Below are 18,231 nucleotides of genomic sequence, written 5' to 3'. Positions count from 1 at the left end.
TTTTCGTTTCGTGCGATCATGCAACGCGCGGAGACGGGAAAAAATCGTGCAATCCGAGCACATCCCGAGGGCCCTGAAGGAGATCCCGCATGAGTGAAATTCGAATGCTGCGGACGTTTCTCGCCATCGAGAAACACGGCACCATGGCGGCGGCTGCCGATCGCATGGCGCTCACGCACGCCGCGGTCGGCGCGCAGATGCGTACGCTGGAGCGCGTGTGTCAGCGGCAGTTGTTCGACCGCAGCGGGCGCAGCATCCAGTTGAACGATGCCGGCCGTTCGATCATCGAGCAGGCGCGCATGGTGGTGGCCGCGTACGACTCGCTGTTGCGCGGCGTGGCCGACAAACTCAACATCGAAGGTTCGATCACGATCGGCTCGACCGCGTCGTCGATGGGGTTTCTGGCAGCCAACGTGATCCAGCTGAGGGTCTCCTACCCTGGCCTGAAGGTACGTCTCACGCACGGCGACAGCGCCGAATTGGGGCGCCAGGTGCGCGCCGGGGAAATCGATGCGGCGGTGATCGTCAGCGAACTCCGGGTGACCACGCTACCCGAGTTGTGGGAGCGCCTTTACGACGAACCATTGGTATTGCTGGTCAATCCGGCGATCGCCGCCGACGATGCGTCGGTGACCTCACTGCTTAAGCGTCATCCGTTCATCGGCTTCGAAGCCGCATCGCTGACAGGCACCCATGTGGCGAGCCTGCTTCGGCGGCTGCGCGCCGAGGTCAACCCTATTCTGGAAATGAATTCGATCGCCGCGATCGCGGATCTGGTGCGGCAGAACGTGGGCGTGTCGATCGTGCCGCGTTTGCGGCACGCCGCCTGGGACGAAGATCCGCTGCTGTCGGTGAGGCCGATTCCGGGCACGGCGTGGCGCCGGCACATTGGATGGTATGAATTCGGGCGGCAGCCACTGGCCACCGCGATCGTCAAGAATCAATTGCTCGCGGCGCTGGCCGAATAGCGGCTCAGCGCCCGAGTTGCGACACGCCGCTCAGATGGCGTCATTCGGCCGATGCTCATCCGTATCTACGCAGCACACCAACACCTCCGCATCTTCCTTGCCGAGGCTCAGGTAAACATGCCCAATCGAGCTGTCGAAATACAGGCTATCGCCCGGCATCAACTTGAACGACTTGCCCTTTTCAAAGCGCAATTCCAGTTGGCCTGCCAGCACAAAGACGAACTCCTCGCCTGAATGCCGGATGTACTCCGGGAAGTCCGAGACGGCGCGGGCGCGAATGTGTGCGCGCATCGGTACCATCCGCTTGCCGGTCAGATTGTTGGCGAGCATGCCGTACTCGTAATTCGGCGTATCGTAGATCTCCTGTTTGCCGTTCGCCGTAAAGGACGGTTTCATCACGCGCGCCGGCTGATTGAGTTTGCGGCTGCGCCTGAAAATCGCGTCGAACTCCAGTTCAAGCGAATGTGCCAGCGCCGCAAACTTGTCGTAAGTCAGGGCGATATCGCCGCGCTCGGCCTTTGAGATCGTCGACACGGCGATGCCGGAGCGCTCGGACAATTCCGTCAGCGTCAGCCCGCGCGCCTTGCGCGCCTGCCGCAAATGGCCGCCTACGAGTTTGTGGTCGAGCGCAGGCGGCGCCTCATGCACCTCGTGCCTCTCATGCGGCGCCTCGGCCTGGTTGTCCCTCACTGCTGCTTTGGCCATTTCACTCACTTCCACAGAAAATTTTCTCACATACGAGAATTTATTTTTTCTCGTATATGATAACTCACGTCGATTCCACCCTTCCTGTGGGAACCCTATCGTGTCTACCCTTGCTCTGAGTAAGTCCGGTCTGACGAAAACCCACGTTATCACCGCCACCACGATCGGCACGGCGCTCGAATTCTACGACTTCACGATCTACAGTTTCTTCGCGATCCAGATCGGGCAACTGTTTTTTCCGAGCGCTTCGCCGGTCAATCAGTTCCTGCTGTCGATCGGCGTGTTCGGCGTAGGTTTCGTGGTGCGGCCGCTGGGCGGCATCGTGATCGGCGCCTACGCGGACCGCGCGGGCCGCAAGAAGGCGATGGTTCTCACCATCATGCTGATGGCGCTGAGTTGCGCGATGATCGCTTGTGCGCCGACCTACGCCGTGGCAGGGCTCGCGGCGCCATTGATCGTGCTGAGCGCGCGCCTGATCCAGGGTTTCGCCGCAGGCGGCGAGTTTGGTCCGGGCACCACCCTACTGGTCGAATATGCGACCGACAACACGCGCGCCTTCTTCGCCAGCTGGAACTTCGCGGCCACTGCCGCCGGTCTCGTGCTCGGTGCGCTCGTGGCCACGCTGATCAACGCCACGCTGCCCAAACAGGCGATCCTCGACTGGGGCTGGCGGATTCCTTTCCTGCTCGGCATCGTCGCCGCGCCGGCCGGCATGCTGATCCGCAAGCGGCTCGAAGAAACGCTCGCCGAGCGCAAGCCAGGCGAAGCGCCGCCGCGCGGCGCGCTAAAAGCGGCGCTGACCACGCATCTGAACCTCACCATACTCGGCACGTTTGCTGAACTGGGCGGCTCCGTGTCCGTCTACATCACGGCGTTTTTCCTGCCGAGCCACGCGGTGCGTACATTGCATCTCTCCTCCACCGCGGCTGTCACGTCGGGCATTGTCAGCTCGCTTGTATTGTTCGCGGCGGCGCCGCTGGCCGGCATGCTCGCGGACCGCTTCAGCCGCAAGCGCGTACTGGTTATTTCGCGCGTCGTGATGCTGCTGCTCGTCTATCCAGCCTTTGCCTTCCTCAGCGCGCATCCGTCGATGACCGCGCTGTGCATCGTATCGGCCGTACTCGCCGTGTTTGTCGCGGGGCAGATCGTGCCGGTGCTCGTGATGATCCCGGAACTCTTTCCAAAGCATGTCCGCGCAACGGGTATTGCGCTGACCTACGTAGTGAGCGCATCGTTCTTTGGCGGCTTCTCGCCGTTCATCGCAAGCTGGCTGGTCGCGCAAACCGGCAACCCGCTCGCGCCGGCCTGGTATGTGGCCACCGCGTGCGCCATCTCGCTGGTGCCGGTAATCTGGCTGAAGGACCGTACGGGCGAAGCGCTCGCCTGATGAATCGAGGATGCAATGAGTCACGATAATGAACTGGTTGGACGCAGCGCCGTTGAGCTGCGCCGCATGATCGGTGCAAAAGAGATTTCGCCGGTCGAACTGCTTGACGCCTGCATTGCGCGTATCGAGGCGATCAATCCCGCAGTCAACGCAGTGACCGCGACGGACTTCCCGGCCGCGCGAGAAGCCGCGAAGCGCGCCGAAAAACAGGTTCTCGACGGCGAAGCGCTCGGCTTGCTGCATGGCTTGCCGCTCGGCGTCAAAGACCTCGAAAATACAGCCGGTCTGCTGACGACTTATGGCTCGCCCATGTCGCGCGGCAACATTCCCACGCAAGACGTGGTGCTGGTGGAGCGCCTGCGCGCCGCCGGCGCGATCGTCACAGCGAAGACCAACGTGCCGGAGCTCGGTGCGGGCGCCAATACGCGCAATCCGGTGTGGGGCGCAACGGGCAATCCATTCAACCCCACGTTGAACGCGGGCGGCTCGTCAGGCGGTTCGGCCGCCGCGCTCGCGTGCGACATGCTGCCGGTCTGCACCGGTTCCGATACCGGCGGGTCCTTGCGGATTCCGGCGTCGAAATGCGGCGTGGTGGGCTTTCGTCCGACGCCCGGCCTCGTGCCGAATTCACGCAAGCTGGTCGGCTGGTCGCCGATCTCGGTGGTCGGGCCGATGGGCCGCACCGTCGCCGAGGCCTGCCTGCAGCTCGCCGCAAGCGCGGGCATCTCCGCCGGCGATCCGCTCAGCTTTCACGTCGATCCACTGGCCTTCGCGCGGCCTGACGATATCGACCTCGGCTCGCTGCGAGTCGGCTGGACTGAAGACTTCAGCAGTTGCGACGTCGACGACGAAATCCGCAAAGTGTTCCGCGAGCGCATCGCGCTAATCGCGCCGTCATTCCGCTCCTGCGAGCAGGTGAGCTTCGATCTCGGCGACGTACACCGTTGCTTCGACGTGATCCGCGCGGAGAGCTTCGTCGCCGGCTTGCACGATGCCTATACGCGCGATCCGAACCTGCTCGGACCCAACACGCGGGCGAACTACGAAATGGGCGCGAGCATGAGCCTCGGCGACAGCGCCTGGGCCCAAGCCGAGCAGACCCGCATCTTCAAACGCTTCCAGAGTGCGTTCGAACAGTACGACGTGATCCTCTCGCCCACCACGCCGGTTTCACCGTTCCCCTGGCAACAACTGTACGCAGCGCAGATCGATGGACGCGAACAGGACAACTACTATCGCTGGCTCGCGCTGACCTACGTCGTCACACTCACGACGCATCCCGCCGTGTCGCTGCCCTGCGGTGTCGATCATGCGGGCATGCCGTTCGGCTTGCAGATCGTCGGCCCGTTTCATGGCGATCGGAAAACGCTCGCCGTCGCGCACGCCTTGGAACAGGTCTTCGATCAGTCGCCGGTTTTGCGCCGGCCGCGTCCCGATCTGTCGAAGCTCACGCAGGCTGATCCGTCGCTGAAGTCGATCGTGACGGCGCCGCCTCTTTTCAACGAGTCCGGCCCGAATGGCGCCGGCATTTCAACGGTCTAAACACATGTCGAACCCAATCAAACGTCTGCAAACGAACGCGCGCATGAGCCAGGTGGTGATCGCCAACGGCGTGGTGTATCTGGCCGGCCAGGTGCCTGACACGGCCAACGTCTCCGTAACCGAACAGGCCAACGAAATCCTCGCGCGTATTGACACGCTGCTCGAAGCGGCCGGCGTTGACCGTACACACCTGCTGTCGGCGAATATCTGGCTGAGCGATCCGAAGCACTTCGCCGAATTCAACGCGGTGTGGGACGTCTGGGTGCCTGCCGGCCATGCGCCGACCCGCGCTTGCGTCCAGGCGCTGCTGATGAAACCGGGTTGCGATGTCGAAGTCGCGGTGACGGCACTGTCGGCGTAATCGTCAGTCTGTGAGCTCATGAGCATGATGAAATTCGATACCGTCGTTCTTGGTGCGGGCATCGTCGGCGTGTGCGTCGCCGTCCATCTTCAGAAGCGCGGCCAGCGGGTTGCGCTGGTCGATCGCAAGCCGCCCGGCAACGAGACATCGTTTGGCAACGCGGGGCTGATCCAGCGCGAGGGCGTGTATCCGTATGCGTTTCCGCGCGAACTCGGCACGTTGATGCGATACGCGCGCAACCGGTCGCCGGAGGTTCGATTTCACGCCAACGCGATGCTCAAGGCCGCACCGTTCCTGTGGCAATACTGGCGCAATTCTCATCCGGTGAAGCATGCGGCGATTGCGCGGTCGTATTCGACGCTGATCGAACATTGCGTGAGCGAGCACCGCGCGTTAGCCGCCGATGCCGGCGTGAGCGCATTATTGCGTCCGATCGGCTGGATGAAGGTATTCCGCACTGAAGCGGTTCGCGACAGTGAAACGCAGCTTGTCGAGCAGTGGCATCGCGAATACGGCGTCGAATTCGAATCGCTCGACGCGGCGAGTCTGCAACAGATGGAGCCTGATCTCGACCGCAGCCTGATCGGCGCGTTGCGCTACACGGCATCCGATTCCGTCAGTGACCCGAACGCGCTCGTCACGGCTTACGCAGAATACTTCGAGCAGCTAGGCGGGCGTTATTTCATCGGCGATGCGAATACGTTGCGCGATCATTGGGCGGTAGATACATCGGCGGGCACCATCATGGCATCGTCGGCGGTGGTCGCGTTGGGCCCGTGGTCGGATCAACTCAGTTCACGGCTGGGCTATCGCCTGCCGCTCGGCACCAAGCGCGGGTATCACATGCACTATGGCGCGCAGCCAGGCGCGCGTCTGAATCACCCGGTCCTCGATGTCGAACGCGGTTACCTGCTGGCGCCGATGGCCAAAGGTATCCGATTGACGACCGGCGCCGAAATCGCGCTGCACGACGCACCGAAGACGCCCAACCAGCTTGACGCCGTCGAGCCCTCCGCCCGCACGCTGTTCCCGCTTGCTGGGCGTCTGGACGCCGAACCGTGGATGGGCCGCCGCCCATGTACGCCGGACATGATGCCGATCATCGGACCGGCGGCAAAGCACAAGGGTTTGTGGTTTGCATTTGGTCATGCGCATCACGGGCTGACGCTGGGTCCTGTGACAGGACGGCTGATCGCGGAGATGATGACCGGCGAGGAGCCCCTTGTAGATACCCGGCCGTTCAGGGCGGACCGGTTCTAGCCGCCGGCACCAGCCCGTACCTCGACATGACATCGATAAGCTTTGAGCGGTCGGGCGGTCCGCCTGCGCTTACGATTGCTCCGACATCACGAAAATACTGAGCGCCTATGTCGGGCGTAAGGACGATCAGCGCGCGGGCCGTGTCATTGTGCGGGTTGCTAAAGTGATGAACCGACCCACGCGGAGTAAACATCCATTCTCCTGGTACCAGGTCTCGGACTACTCCGTCGACCGAGTACCGAAGCATGCCCTCCAGCACGTAGACACACTCTTCGTTACGCGTGTGGCTATGTGGCGGCGGGACTTGTGAACCCGGTCCCACAGTCAGTTCGAAAACACCCATCCCGCCCGTAGCAGTTCCATCAATCAGGTACTGAATCTTCAATTGACCAATGTTGATTGGTTCGATCGGAGTTGCGCCGTTAAGTGTCATTTTCGAACTCCTTTGGATTCAGGATTCTCGTCAGTCCACTAGCGTTGCAGGTAAGGGGCGGACCGCTTGCGGCGCGTCCGCCGACCAAACGGAACGCAACTCATCCAGGATTATGCGCCTCTCAAGGACATATTTTGTCCCGGAGCAGCGACGGACCGTAACCGGCAGGACAGGGTCTGGATCCCGGGCATACTGGCCGATGTGTTGCCCGCAGGGGATTAACCCAGCAAAATCGAGCAGACCTCAACCAAAAATATCAGGAGAAACAGAACCATGAGTGATCAGCCGTTCGGACGTTCCCGTCGTGATTTCATGCGTATTGCCGTGACAGCCGGCACGACTGCGGCGCTGCCGTGGATGCAGGACGCCCACGCGCAGTCACCGGCCAACTCCTCAACCACGGCACCCGCTGCGGGACATTCGACAAAAGGCACACAACTGATTCTGCTTGGCACCAAGGGAGGCCCTACGCCTTCTGACCTGCGCGCGGCGCCGGCGAACGTGCTGGTGGTCGATGGTCAGCCTTACGTGGTCGATTGCGGCAACGGCGTCGCGCTGCAGTTGACCAAAGCCGGCATCAAGCTGCCGGGCATCCGGGACATCTTTCTGACCCACCATCATTCGGATCACAACGCCGACCTCGGCAACCTCGTGTTCCTCGCGTGGGCCACCGGCCTGCACACACCCGTCAATCTGTACGGGCCGCCACGCATGACAAAGATGATCGACGACTTCGTCGATATGAACGCGATCGACCTCGACGTGCGCATGCGCGAAGAAGGCCGTCCGCCGTTCCGCCCGCTGATCAACATCCATGAATTCGACGGCCCGCGCCTTGTGATGGAAGACGACCGCGTACGCGTCACCTCGACACTGGTCGATCACTACACGATCAAGCCGGCGTTCGCTTACCGCTTCGAAACGCGGGACCGCACCGTCGTTTTCTCCGGCGACACGACCTATTTCCCGGCGCTTGCCGAGTTCGCCAAAGGCGCCGACGTCCTGGTGCATGAAGTGATGTACCTGCCCGCGCTCGAAAAGCTGATGAAGACCGTCGACAACGCACCGACGCTGCTCGATCACCTCATGAAGAGCCACACCAGCACCGAGCAGGTCGGCAAGATCGCCGCGGCGGCGGGCGTCAAGACGCTGGTGCTGAGCCATTTCGTGCCGGGCGGCGACCCCGCGATTACCGACGAGATGTGGGCCGCCGATGCGCGCAAGCATTTCGACGGACAGATCATCGTCGGCAAAGACCTGCAGGTTATTTGAGTGTCGGGAAAAGCTGCCATGCAATCTGCTGCGATTCCCTTGACGTTGCTGACGGGCTTTCTCGGTTCGGGTAAGACCACGTTGCTCAATCGCCTGCTACCGCAGCCCGCGCTGGGCCGTTGTGCGGTGGTGATCAATGAACTGGGCGCGATCGGTCTCGATCATCTGTTCGTCAGCACCTCGCGCGATGAAACCATCGCCCTGCTGGAAAACGGCTGTCTGTGTTGCGGCGTGCGCGACGAACTGGCTGCAACCGTCACCGATCTGCTGCAGCGCCGCACGCGTGGCGAGATTCCGGCCTTCGAGCGGATTCTGATCGAGACCACTGGGCTGGCGCGGCCCGGCCCGGTGATCTCGTTGCTGCTGGGTGACCCGGCGCTTGAAGGTCGTTTGCAGCTCGATGGCATCGTGACGACCGTCGATGCGAAACACGGCGCCGCGCAACTTGCCCGGCATGAGGAGTCGCGTCAGCAGGTGGCCGTGGCCGACCGGCTGTTGCTGACTAAAGCTGAACTGGTCGATGCGGCTGCGCTGGCAGACCTCGAGGCGGCGCTTGAGGCGCTGAATCCGGGTGCGCCACGCATCCCGGTGCGCAACGGCGAGATTGACGCACAACAGCTGCTCGACATCTTGACACCGCGTGCCTTGCGGCCCTGGTTGCGCGCCGAGCCTGCGCCGCGCAAGTTGCTGATGCGTGGCGCGACGGCGTCACGCGTGGCCCATCCAGACATCGACAGCTTCTCACTGACTTACTCGCAGGCATTGCCGATGCAGGCATTCGAAACCGCGTTGACCGTGCTGCTCGGCTATCACGGCGAACGGATCCTGCGGGTTAAGGGAATCGGCAATTTCATCGGCGAATCCCGGCCTGTCGTGTTCCATGGTGTGCAGCAGTTGCTGCATGAACCGTTGCGACTCGAAGCGTGGCCTGACGACGATCACACGACACGGCTCGTGTTTATCGTGCAAGGTCTCGCCAGATCGGTGATCGAGGAGACGATCACGCATTTTCTGCGCGAAGCCGGGGTAGAGGCAGCGGCAAGCTGTTAACCGAGGGTTTCACAGGACAAAACTTTCACTCGCATCCGCCGATAACTCGAGCAGGAACCACCTGGACGGCCGCCGGACAGTCCACCGGCGCCGCCCGGCGCGCCCATTCACGTGCCACTTCGCGCGGCAGCCCTGCGCGATTTCCATTCGTTTGCTCGAGGACTCAGGATGCACAAGCTCAGTTTTAAGCAGAAGCTGTGGCTGCCGCTGATCATCAGCCTCGTCGCGTTGCTCGCCGTCTCCGTATCGGCGGCGTGGCAGTCGCGCGAGACGCGCATTGAGGAACGTAAGCACGACCTCACGAATATCGCACACGTCGGGCTCAGCATCGTGACGGAGTATGCCGCGCTGGCGCAAAGCGGCGCGCTGCCGGAGGCCGATGCCCGCAAGCAGGCACTCGAACGACTTCGCGGCGTCCGCTACGGCGAAGACGGCTACTTCCTCGTGATCAACTCGAAGCCGCAGATGGTGATGCATCCGATCAAGCCGGCACTCGAAGGCAAGGATCTCGCAGGCAGCGCCGATGCCGATGGCCGCCACCATTACGTGACGTTCGCGTCGGCTGCGCAGGCGCCGGACGGCGGCTTTGTCGACTATGTGTTCCCACATTCGGGTGCGGCGTCGACACAGGCGGTCGGCAAGATCGGCTACGTGGTGCGCTATGCGCCGTGGGACTGGATCATCGCGACCGGTGCCTATGTCGACGACATCGACGCTGCGTTCATGGCGTCGCTGTGGCTGATCGGCGCGATCTTCCTGGCGGTGTCGGCGGTGCTCGTGACGCTCGTCGCGGTGACGAACCGCAGCATCGCACGCACGGTCGGCGGCGATCCGGCCTACGCGGCGAATGTGGCGGACGCGATCGCATCGGGCGACCTGACCGTGGCGATCCGCACGCGCGACGGCGACACGTCGAGCCTGCTGCACGTAATGCAGCGGATGCGTGACGCGCTGACCAGCACCATCTGTCAGATCAAGCATGCATCCGACAACGTCGCGTGCGGCGCGAACGAGATTGCGAACGGCAATGCGGATCTGTCGTCGCGCACCGAGAACCAGGCGGCCTCCTTGCAGGAAACGGCGTCGAGCATGGAGCAGATGACGGCGATGGTCCGCCAGACTGCGGACAACGCGCGCACCGCCAGCGAGCTTGCGGCCGGCGCCGCGAAAATCGCGAACCGCGGCGGCGACATGATCACGCAGGCCGTCGCGGCGATGAAGGGTATCTCGAACGAATCGGGCCGCATGGTCGAGATCATCGCGACGATCGAAGGCATCGCGTTCCAGACCAACATTCTTGCGCTCAATGCAGCGGTCGAAGCGGCACGCGCGGGCGAGCAGGGTCGCGGCTTCGCGGTCGTCGCGAGCGAGGTGCGCAGCCTCGCGCAGCGTAGCGCGACCGCGGCGAAGGAAATCCGCGAGCTGATCAGTCATGCGGTGGGCAGCGTCGGCAGTGGCGCGACGCTGGTCGAAAACACCGGCTCGACGATCGACGAAGCGCGCGACGCGATCATGCGTGTGACCGGTGTCGTGCAGGAGATCGCGGCGGCCGCGGCGGAACAGAGCGCCGGCATCGATCAGGTGAATCTCGCGGTCACGCAGATGGACAGCATGACGCAGCAGAACGCGGCGCTCGTCGAGCAGGCGGCGGCCGCGGCGCAGTCGCTGAAGGAGCAGGCGATGAGCCTGCAACGCGCCGCCGCTGCATTCCAGGTGGACGACGCTGAAGCTAGCGGCGGTACACCGTTCGCGTCGGCCTCGGTTTCGGCTTCGGCGTCGACCTCGGCGTCGCGCCGCGTGACGTTCGCGTAAGGGCGGCCCGCTCCCCGCAGCCGCGGGATTTTCCGGACACTGCGCCTGACGACGGTATAGACTCAAATCTATGCACATTGGTTGATCCGCCGCGTGGCGCTGGACCACCGCGTGAGGTGCACATAGCAGGTGACCTGTGCCATTTGCGTTGCGATGCGGCAAGGCGCCTGTTTGCGGCCGGATGCGCCCAGCAATGACTGGAGACATTCAAATGTGTGATGTCTGTGGTGATGCGCAGCACGAGCCTCAAGTATCGCGCCGGGATTTCCTGAAGACTGGCGCACTCGCGGCACTCCTGCCGTGGAGCGTGAGCGCCGCCCTCGCGGCCGAGCCGCCGGCACCCGGCGCATCGCCACCGCCGAACTCGATCCCGCCTGCGGACGCGTTGAAGCGAATCATGGATGGCAACGCGCGCTATGCCGCCAACGCGCCGAACGAGCGCGACTTTTCATCAGGTCGTGCCGCCCGTGTGCAAGCACAGTATCCGATCGCCACGATCCTGAGTTGCGCCGACTCGCGCGTAGCGCCGGAGTTCGCGTTCGATCAGGGGCCGGGCGATCTCTTCGTTTTACGCGTCGCGGGCAATGTCGTGAACCCGGATCTGCTTGCCTCTCTCGAATACGGCGCGCAGTTCCTGGGGGTGCCGCTCATCATGGTGCTGGGCCACACCGGATGCGGTGCGGTCGATGCCGCAATCAAAGTGTTGAAGGCCAAAGCGGTCCTTCCCGGCCATTTGCCGGGACTCATCTCAGCGATCAAGCCTGCCGTCATCGCCGCCGAGAAAACGAAGACCGGCAACTTGCTGGACAACGCGGCCGCCGAGAACGTGCGACGCCAAGTGGCTCGACTGAAGCGCTCACCACCGATCGTCCAGAAGCTTTACGAGAGCAAGAAGATCGACATTGTCGGCGGCATGTACGACCTCGCCACCGGCAAAATTGCGCTCGTCTAAAGGAGTGGGTTTATCCTTCCGCGGGTGGCCAATGCTGATGCCCCCGTATGAAACGCCCGGAGGAAAAATCCATGACCGACCCGACCTATCACGCGCCCGACTTTCGACAGCAGCGCAGCGTCGGTATTGTCGGCATCGCAGTCGCGTCGCTGTTTGCCTCGGGGCTCTGGTTCGGCATCGATCTTTTGATGTCGCCGCCGCCGGGCATGGACAGCCTCGGCGCGCGGATGCTTCTGACGCTCAAATGCTGCTGTGTCGCGGTGCTGTTCTGCCTGGTGACGGGCATCGAAGCCGTGGCGCACGAACGATTGACCTCGCCCGCATTCGATCCGCTGGCGGGCTTCGAGACACGCAGGTTGCGCGTCAATCAACGATACCTGCAGAACACGGTTGAGCAGATCATCGTGTTCGCAGCGGCGCTGTTCGGCTTGGCAGCCTACTGCCCCGATGGTTCGTCCATGCGCGCGGTCGTGGCGACGACTGTGGTCTGGATCGTCGCGCGAGGCGCATTCTGGCTCGGCTACCATCGCAGCGCTGCGCTGCGCGGACTCGGGGCGCCGGGTATGGCGGTCAGCATGATCGCGTTGCTGTACGTGACAAGCCGATTCGGGCGTGAGATCGCGGGGACGGTGGGCGCGATTGTGCCGCTCGTTGCTTTCTTCGCGATCGAGGCAGTGTTGTTCTGGGGGACGCGGCCGGTGAAAGCGGGTTGATTCAATGAAGCCCATCGACCGGACCGGCGCAATCATTTCAAATGGCTGTTGCGCCAGTCACGCGGCGTCACACCAAAGCGTGAACTAAACCAGTTTGTGAAAGAGCCCTGCTGCGAATAGCCAAGCAGTGCGGAAACCCGCCCAATGGGATAGCGTGGGTTGCTCATATAGCGCACGGCAAGCTCGCCCCTGACTTCCTCGACCAGACGCGAGAAGCTGGTATGCGCAAGTTCAAGTTGGCGCTGCATGGTGCGAACGCTCAGACGTAAATGGCGGGCAACCAGTTCGACGGTGGCCTGCTCGACGGGCAGCAACAAGTAGATCGCCTTGCGCACTTCCAACGCGGTCGAATCGACACCGGTCACGTTGAGTGAATCCGCGAGGCTCTCGGCATATCGCACCAGTTCCGGGTCAGCGGAGGGATTCGGGTAGTCGAGATCGGCGGCCGCACACACGAAGCCGTTGAAGTCGCTGCCGAACTCCAGTGGACAGCCGAAAAATCGTCGATGAAACGTCAGGTCTTTCGGTCCCTGATGAACGAAATGGACCGAGCGTGGTTTCCAGTGATCGCCAAGCAGAGCGCTGGAGTGGCGCCAGAGGACACCGACCGCGAGCTCGATCGCCTGATTCGTCGGGGTACCCGGTTCGACGACCAGTTCTTCGCGGATGGTAACCGTTTCGCCCACGTCCTCGACATACACAGCCAGGGCTTCGTTCAACAGATGCCGGTATTCAGCCGTGGCCAGCAGTACCTCGCGCAGCGTGCGCTTGTGCGCGAGCAGGACGTTGATCACACCGGTACCGAACTTCTGGCGGGTCTCGGCCATCTGCAGCGCGAAAGTTGGGCATGACGCCTTTTCGGCCGTCAGTTCCAGCAGCCGGCACGCGGCGGTTGCCGGAATGCGGTCGTCCGGATTCGCAAGCGCCGCGGTATCGATCCCGACCTGCTGTGCAAGCTCGACCGGGTTCAGTCCGACCCGCCGCGTCACATCGAAATAGCCGCTCATGGCCACCGAGCGCAACATCGTTTCCATTGCTTTGTCTCCGCGGACGCCTTACAGGCGGCCTTCCTGCGTCCGGTATTGGAATGTCTGCCGCACGCACCGGTGTTAACGCGTAGTGGCATGAAAAGCTAAAAGAATGGCGCCATATCATAAAAGTCTACTGCAGGATTGCCGTATCGTGGGATCTCAACGGTTCATCATGTTCCGACCAGTTTTCATGCGGCCAGCCGTGTCGCGAGCGTCGGAACACCGTACTCATATTGGAGAACACGATGCAATTCCTCGACGATTCGCTGCACCCCGAGAACCAGGACAAGGTTGTCATCACGACCGCTCCGTACGGCCCGGAATGGATGCCCGAGGACTTTCCTGAAGACATTCCGGTAACGATGCAGGAGCAGATCCAGAAGGCCGTCGATTGCTACGAGGCCGGCGCGACCGTGCTGCACCTGCATGTGCGCGAACTGGATGGCAAGGGCTCCAAGCGCCTGTCGAAGTTCAACGAGCTGATCGCCGGTGTGCGGGCGGCCGTGCCGGACATGATCATCCAGGTGGGTGGCTCGATCTCGTTTGCACCGGAAGACGACGGCCAGGCCGCGAAGTGGCTGTCCGACGACACGCGTCACATGCTCGCCGATCTCGACCCGAAGCCCGATCAGGTGACGGTCGCGATCAACACCACGCAGATGAACATCATGGAGCTGCTCTATCCGGAGTACCTGGAAGGCACGTCGCTGTCCAATCCTGCGCTGATGGCCGCCTACAGCGAAATGACCGTGCCCGCGGGTCCGGCCTGGGTTGAGGAGCATCTGCGCCGCCTGCAGGCCTCGGGCATCCAGCCGCACTTCCAGCTTACCGGTATCCATGCGCTTGAAACACTTGACCGCCTAGTGCGCAAGGGCGTCTACAAGGGGCCGCTGAACCTGACGTGGATCGGCATCGGCGGCGGCTTCGACGGTCCGAACCCGCACAACTTCTTCAACTTCGTCCACCGTGCGCCGGACGGTGGCACGATCACAGCCGAGTCGTTGCTGAAGAACGTGCTGCCGTTCAACATGATGGCGATGGCCATGGGCCTGCATCCGCGCTGCGGCATCGAGGACACGATCATTGACCAGCACGGCAATCGCATGAGCTCGGTGCAGCAGATCGAGCAGTGTGTGCGCGTGGCGCGCGAACTGGGCCGTGAAATCGCGAGCGGCAAAGAAGCGCGCGAAATCTACAAGATTGGCGTGCAGTACAAGACGGTGGACGAGACACTCGCGGCCAACGGCATGGCGCCGAATCGCAAAGCCGGTGTGAAGAACCTGCCGTTGCGCGCGGCGTAAGGGATTGAAGCGCGGCTGACGTTTAGCGGACGCCGCGCTTCAAAGGCAGGGCTCGCCGGCCAGGCCGGGGAGAGTTTTGCAGTATCCATAAAGACTGCCTTTGTCCTGTAGGGCAAAGGCGGTCGCCAACGAGCTGGACACGAAGGAGACAACTCATGTTCACGCATGCCGAGCCCATGACAGGCGATATTTCGACAACGCAAAAAGGCGTACCCGCGTATGCGTGGGTGGTATTCGTCCTGACGGTGGGGTTGCTGCTATCCGACTACATGTCGCGGCAGGTGTTGAATGCGGTGTTTCCGATGCTCAAGGCGGCATGGCACCTTTCCGACACCCGGCTCGGTTCGCTCAGCAGCGTGGTCGCGCTGATGGTCGGCGTGCTCACCTTTCCGCTGTCGGTACTCGCCGACCGCTGGGGCCGCGTGAAGAGCATTGTCCTGATGGCGGCGATGTGGAGTCTCGCGACGCTCGGCTGCGCGCTCGCGACGAACTATGGCGAGATGCTGCTCGCGCGCGCCTTCGTCGGTATCGGTGAAGCCGCCTACGGCAGCGTCGGCATCGCGGTCGTCCTCAGCATCTTTCCGGCGCGACTGCGCGCCACGCTCACCGCCGCGTTCATGGCTGGCGGAGCGTTTGGTTCAGTGCTGGGCATGGCGCTGGGCGGTGCCGTCGCGGCTCACTTCGGCTGGCGCGCGGCGTTCGGCGCAATGGCGGCGCTTGGCATCATGCTGGTCGTTTTCTACCGGTTTGCCATCACCGAAAAGCGACTCGCGCCGCTGCAGCCGGCTAACGTGGGTCGTCAGGCACAGGGCGCCGGTGTGTGCATGAGCTTGCGCACGTTGATCCAAGGACTCTTTTCAACAAAGTCGGTCGTGTGTGCCTACGTCGGCAGCGGCATCCATCTGCTGGTTCCGGCCGCTGTATGGGCGTGGATGCCCAGCTTCCTGAACCGCTACTACGGTATGCCTGCCGGCAAGGCGGCCATGGGCGCGGCCGTGTTCGTGCTGGCCACCGCGTTCGGCATGGTGGTGTGCGGAAACCTGGCCGACCGGCTCAGCAAGCATGCGCGGGAAAGGAAGTGGAGCACCGCCGTCGCCTTCTGCCTGATCTGCTTCGTGCTGCTCACAATCGGCTTCCGCATGCCGGCGGGGCCGGCACAGCTCGTCGTGATCGGCGCCGGCATGTTCTTCTGTGCCGGTGCGACCGGCCCCTCGGGTGCGATGGTGGCGAACCTCACCCCACCATCGATCCATGCATCGGCGTTTGCCACCCTGACGTTGGCGAACAACCTGCTGGGGTTGGCACCTGCTGCGGTCCTGACGGGCATCGTGGCCGACCGGATCGGGTTGCTCGGCGCGTTGCAACTCGTGCCGTTCGCACCTCTCGTCGCGGCAGTCGCCTTCTTCATCGGCAAGCGGAACTATGGCGTCGACCTCGATCGCTTGAGTGCCCTGCGTGAGCAGGCCGGGAGCTGACTCGACGGTCACCCGCGAGCTTTAGACCTGGCAAGTGCGCCCGAGAACAAATCGGGCAGCACTTCACAGGCGAAATAAATTTGCAGTTCGAGTAATGAATAGGAGATTTGACATGGCAAAAGCAGTGCGCTTCCATGAAACCGGCGGTCCCGAAGTCTTGCGCTATGAAAACGTTGAAGTGGGCGACCCCGGCCCCGCACAGGTTCGCTTGCGCCATGAAGCAGTGGGCCTGAATTTCGCCGACACCTACTTCCGCACCGGCCTGTACCCCGTACCGCTGCCTGCGGGCATGGGTGTTGAGGCCGCAGGTGTGGTCGAGGCCATCGGTCCCGACGTGACCAACGTCGCCGTCGGCGATCGCGTGACCTACACCGGCTTTCTCAACACGCTAGGCGCTTACAGTACAGAACGCCTGATTCCGGCCGCGTCGCTCATCAAGCTGCCTGATGCGATCTCCTGCGAAACAGCTGCCGGCATGACGATGCGAGGCCTGACCTCCTCGTACCTGATGCGCCGCATTCACGACTTCAAGGCGGGCGACACCATCCTGCTGCATGCCGCCGCCGGCGGTGTCGGTCTGATCGTGTCGCAATGGGCGAAATTGTTGGGTCTCACCGTGATCGGCACGGTGTCGAACGAGGCCAAGGGCGAGGTGGCCCGCGCGCATGGCTGCGATCACATCGTCTACTACAGCCGGGAAGATGTCGCGAAGCGTGTGCGCGAACTGACCAACGGAACGGGCGTGGACGTCGTGTTCGACAGCGTCGGCAAGGATACCTTCGAGGCGTCGCTCGATTCGCTCAGGCGCCGTGGCCTGATGGTATGCGTCGGCACGGCGTCCGGGCCCATCCCGCCGTTCAATCCGCAGATGCTGGCGATGAAGGGCTCGCTCTACCTGACGCGGCCCGCGCTGGCGGACTACATTGCCGACCCCGTCGAGAAGAACGAACTTGCCGGCGAACTCTTCGGGCATGTCGCCGCAGGCCGCATCAAGATCGAACTCAACCAGCGTTACGCACTGGAGGACGCGGCGCAAGCCCACCGCGACCTCGAATCGCGCAAGACGACCGGCTCGTCGGTCTTCGTTATCTGAGGAGCAGGTCATGCGAGTCGAACAATTGACGTGTGCGATCGGTGCCGAACTGGTCGGGGTGAATCTCGCCGATGCCATTCACGATGACAGCCTGTTTGCCGAAATCCGGGCGGCGCTGCTGGAGCACAGGGTGCTGTTCCTGCGCGATCAGGACATTTCGCGCGGCGAGCACGTCGCATTCGCTCGCCGTTTCGGCGCGCTGGAAGACCATCCCGTCGCCGGCAGCGACCCGGAACATCCGGGCCTCGTGCGCATCTACAAGAACCCGGACCAGCCCAACGACCGGTATGAAAACGCGTGGCACGCGGACGCCACCTGGCGCGAGGCGCCGCAGTTCGGCGCTGTCCTGCGCTGCGTGGAGTGCCCGCCGGTCGGCGGCGACACGATGTGGGCAAACATGGTCCTCGCCTACGAGAACCTGCCGGACCACGTCAAGACCCAGATCGCGGACCTGCGCGCCCGCCACAGCATCGAGGCGAGCTTCGGCGCCGCAATGCCGATCGAAAAACGTCTCTCTCTTAAAGCGCAATTCCCTGACGCGGAGCATCCGGTCGTGCGCACGCACCCGGAGACCGGCGAGAAGGTGTTGTTCGTGAACGCCTTCACCACCCATTTCACCAATTACCACACACCGGCGCGCGTGCGCTTCGGGCAGGACGCCAATCCGGGTGCGGGTGAACTGCTTCGCTATCTCATCAGCCAGGCCTACATCCCCGAGTACCAGGTCCGCTGGCGCTGGAAACCTAACAGCATCGCGATCTGGGACAACCGCAGCACGCAGCACTATGCGGTGATGGACTACCCGCCGTGTCACCGCAAGATGGAGCGCGCCGGAATTGTCGGCGACAAGCCGTACTGATCGGACCGCAACCACCT

General features: G+C 62.9%; 17 protein-coding genes. 14 read left to right on the top strand and 3 right to left on the bottom strand.

Annotation, left to right across the window (positions count from 1 at the left end; genetic code table 11):
* Positions 1-89 precede the first annotated feature (89 nt).
* Positions 90-968, top strand: coding sequence for a LysR family transcriptional regulator (locus KHO30_RS03755; RefSeq protein ID WP_244863932.1), 879 nt, complete (start codon positions 90-92; stop codon positions 966-968).
* A 30-nt stretch (positions 969-998) separates the two neighbouring features.
* Here the strand turns inward: KHO30_RS03755 and KHO30_RS03750 are convergent, their stop codons facing one another.
* The gene (locus tag KHO30_RS03750) at positions 999-1,673 is read right to left on the bottom strand and encodes a helix-turn-helix domain-containing protein (protein WP_200618967.1); all 675 of its coding nucleotides are present in this window, start codon (positions 1,671-1,673) and stop codon (positions 999-1,001) included.
* Between the two features lie 100 nt (positions 1,674-1,773).
* Between KHO30_RS03750 and KHO30_RS03745 the strand changes: the two genes are divergently transcribed.
* From KHO30_RS03745 to KHO30_RS03730, 4 genes are read left to right on the top strand one after another with little or no spacing between them, the layout of a single operon-like run.
* Positions 1,774-3,060 carry an MFS transporter gene (locus KHO30_RS03745; protein WP_211700091.1) on the top strand — a complete coding sequence of 429 codons (1,287 nt, stop codon included), beginning with the start codon at positions 1,774-1,776 and terminating at the stop codon, positions 3,058-3,060.
* Positions 3,061-3,075: 15 nt separating this feature from the next.
* Positions 3,076-4,602 carry an amidase gene (locus KHO30_RS03740; RefSeq protein WP_211700090.1) on the top strand — a complete coding sequence of 509 codons (1,527 nt, stop codon included), beginning with the start codon at positions 3,076-3,078 and terminating at the stop codon, positions 4,600-4,602.
* 4 nt (positions 4,603-4,606) lie between these two features.
* A complete protein-coding gene (locus KHO30_RS03735) occupies positions 4,607-4,963 on the top strand; it encodes a RidA family protein (protein ID WP_200651807.1) in 357 nt (118 codons plus the stop codon).
* Positions 4,964-4,990: 27 nt separating this feature from the next.
* A complete protein-coding gene (locus KHO30_RS03730; RefSeq protein WP_211700965.1) occupies positions 4,991-6,223 on the top strand; it encodes an NAD(P)/FAD-dependent oxidoreductase in 1,233 nt (410 codons plus the stop codon).
* On the opposite strand, the gene KHO30_RS03725 is transcribed toward KHO30_RS03730, so the two are convergent.
* Positions 6,204-6,656 (bottom strand): cupin domain-containing protein, encoded by a 453-nt coding sequence (locus tag KHO30_RS03725; RefSeq protein WP_211700089.1) that lies wholly within the window; start codon positions 6,654-6,656, stop codon positions 6,204-6,206. The genes KHO30_RS03730 and KHO30_RS03725 overlap by 20 nt on opposite strands.
* A gap of 312 nt (positions 6,657-6,968) precedes the next feature.
* On the opposite strand from KHO30_RS03725, the gene KHO30_RS03720 reads away from it, so the two are divergent.
* The 5 genes from KHO30_RS03720 to KHO30_RS03700 all read left to right on the top strand — a co-directional run bounded on the left by KHO30_RS03720 (position 6,969) and on the right by KHO30_RS03700 (position 12,455).
* Positions 6,969-7,928, top strand: a complete 960-nt coding sequence (locus tag KHO30_RS03720) for an MBL fold metallo-hydrolase (protein ID WP_211700964.1) — start codon at positions 6,969-6,971, stop codon at positions 7,926-7,928.
* 18 nt (positions 7,929-7,946) lie between these two features.
* Positions 7,947-8,978 (top strand): CobW family GTP-binding protein, encoded by a 1,032-nt coding sequence (locus KHO30_RS03715; protein ID WP_211700088.1) that lies wholly within the window; start codon positions 7,947-7,949, stop codon positions 8,976-8,978.
* A 168-nt stretch (positions 8,979-9,146) separates the two neighbouring features.
* A complete protein-coding gene (locus KHO30_RS03710) occupies positions 9,147-10,790 on the top strand; it encodes a methyl-accepting chemotaxis protein (protein ID WP_211700087.1) in 1,644 nt (547 codons plus the stop codon).
* 397 nt (positions 10,791-11,187) lie between these two features.
* Positions 11,188-11,742: a carbonic anhydrase gene (locus KHO30_RS03705; RefSeq protein WP_342345950.1), complete on the top strand. Its 555-nt coding sequence runs from the start codon at positions 11,188-11,190 to the stop codon at positions 11,740-11,742.
* 71 nt (positions 11,743-11,813) lie between these two features.
* The gene (locus KHO30_RS03700) at positions 11,814-12,455 is read left to right on the top strand and encodes an MAPEG family protein (RefSeq protein WP_211700085.1); all 642 of its coding nucleotides are present in this window, start codon (positions 11,814-11,816) and stop codon (positions 12,453-12,455) included.
* Positions 12,456-12,487: 32 nt separating this feature from the next.
* Here KHO30_RS03700 and KHO30_RS03695 read toward each other — a convergent pair whose 3' ends face one another.
* Entirely contained in the window at positions 12,488-13,489 is a 1,002-nt protein-coding gene (locus KHO30_RS03695) for an AraC family transcriptional regulator (protein ID WP_211700084.1), read from the bottom strand.
* Between the two features lie 242 nt (positions 13,490-13,731).
* On the opposite strand from KHO30_RS03695, the gene KHO30_RS03690 reads away from it, so the two are divergent.
* The 4 genes from KHO30_RS03690 to KHO30_RS03675 all read left to right on the top strand — a co-directional run bounded on the left by KHO30_RS03690 (position 13,732) and on the right by KHO30_RS03675 (position 18,214).
* Positions 13,732-14,787, top strand: a complete 1,056-nt coding sequence (locus KHO30_RS03690; RefSeq protein WP_211700083.1) for a beta-keto acid cleavage family enzyme — start codon at positions 13,732-13,734, stop codon at positions 14,785-14,787.
* A 155-nt stretch (positions 14,788-14,942) separates the two neighbouring features.
* Positions 14,943-16,262, top strand: a complete 1,320-nt coding sequence (locus KHO30_RS03685; protein ID WP_211700082.1) for an MFS transporter — start codon at positions 14,943-14,945, stop codon at positions 16,260-16,262.
* Between the two features lie 112 nt (positions 16,263-16,374).
* Complete coding sequence (locus KHO30_RS03680) at positions 16,375-17,355, top strand: quinone oxidoreductase family protein (protein ID WP_211700081.1); 981 nt, start codon at positions 16,375-16,377, stop codon at positions 17,353-17,355.
* A gap of 10 nt (positions 17,356-17,365) precedes the next feature.
* On the top strand, positions 17,366-18,214 hold the full coding sequence (locus KHO30_RS03675; RefSeq protein ID WP_093636742.1) for a TauD/TfdA dioxygenase family protein: 849 nt from the start codon (positions 17,366-17,368) through the stop codon (positions 18,212-18,214).
* Positions 18,215-18,231 lie beyond the last annotated feature (17 nt).

Origin of the sequence: Paraburkholderia aspalathi (genome assembly GCF_905220735.1) — a bacterium.
GTDB lineage: Bacteria > Pseudomonadota > Gammaproteobacteria > Burkholderiales > Burkholderiaceae > Paraburkholderia > Paraburkholderia aspalathi.
This window is presented reverse-complemented; position numbering and strand designations above follow the sequence as displayed.

Coding starts and splice junctions, on each gene's coding strand:
- KHO30_RS03755 (WP_244863932.1), top strand. CDS start 90: ATGAGTGAAATTCGAATGCTGCGGACGTTTCTCGCCATCGAGAAACAC.
- KHO30_RS03750 (WP_200618967.1), bottom strand. CDS start 1,673: ATGGCCAAAGCAGCAGTGAGGGACAACCAGGCCGAGGCGCCGCATGAG.
- KHO30_RS03740 (WP_211700090.1), top strand. CDS start 3,076: ATGAGTCACGATAATGAACTGGTTGGACGCAGCGCCGTTGAGCTGCGC.
- KHO30_RS03735 (WP_200651807.1), top strand. CDS start 4,607: ATGTCGAACCCAATCAAACGTCTGCAAACGAACGCGCGCATGAGCCAG.
- KHO30_RS03730 (WP_211700965.1), top strand. CDS start 4,991: ATGAAATTCGATACCGTCGTTCTTGGTGCGGGCATCGTCGGCGTGTGC.
- KHO30_RS03725 (WP_211700089.1), bottom strand. CDS start 6,656: ATGACACTTAACGGCGCAACTCCGATCGAACCAATCAACATTGGTCAA.
- KHO30_RS03720 (WP_211700964.1), top strand. CDS start 6,969: ATGCGTATTGCCGTGACAGCCGGCACGACTGCGGCGCTGCCGTGGATG.
- KHO30_RS03715 (WP_211700088.1), top strand. CDS start 7,947: ATGCAATCTGCTGCGATTCCCTTGACGTTGCTGACGGGCTTTCTCGGT.
- KHO30_RS03710 (WP_211700087.1), top strand. CDS start 9,147: ATGCACAAGCTCAGTTTTAAGCAGAAGCTGTGGCTGCCGCTGATCATC.
- KHO30_RS03705 (WP_342345950.1), top strand. CDS start 11,188: ATGGATGGCAACGCGCGCTATGCCGCCAACGCGCCGAACGAGCGCGAC.
- KHO30_RS03700 (WP_211700085.1), top strand. CDS start 11,814: ATGACCGACCCGACCTATCACGCGCCCGACTTTCGACAGCAGCGCAGC.
- KHO30_RS03695 (WP_211700084.1), bottom strand. CDS start 13,489: ATGGAAACGATGTTGCGCTCGGTGGCCATGAGCGGCTATTTCGATGTG.
- KHO30_RS03690 (WP_211700083.1), top strand. CDS start 13,732: ATGCAATTCCTCGACGATTCGCTGCACCCCGAGAACCAGGACAAGGTT.
- KHO30_RS03685 (WP_211700082.1), top strand. CDS start 14,943: ATGTTCACGCATGCCGAGCCCATGACAGGCGATATTTCGACAACGCAA.
- KHO30_RS03680 (WP_211700081.1), top strand. CDS start 16,375: ATGGCAAAAGCAGTGCGCTTCCATGAAACCGGCGGTCCCGAAGTCTTG.
- KHO30_RS03675 (WP_093636742.1), top strand. CDS start 17,366: ATGCGAGTCGAACAATTGACGTGTGCGATCGGTGCCGAACTGGTCGGG.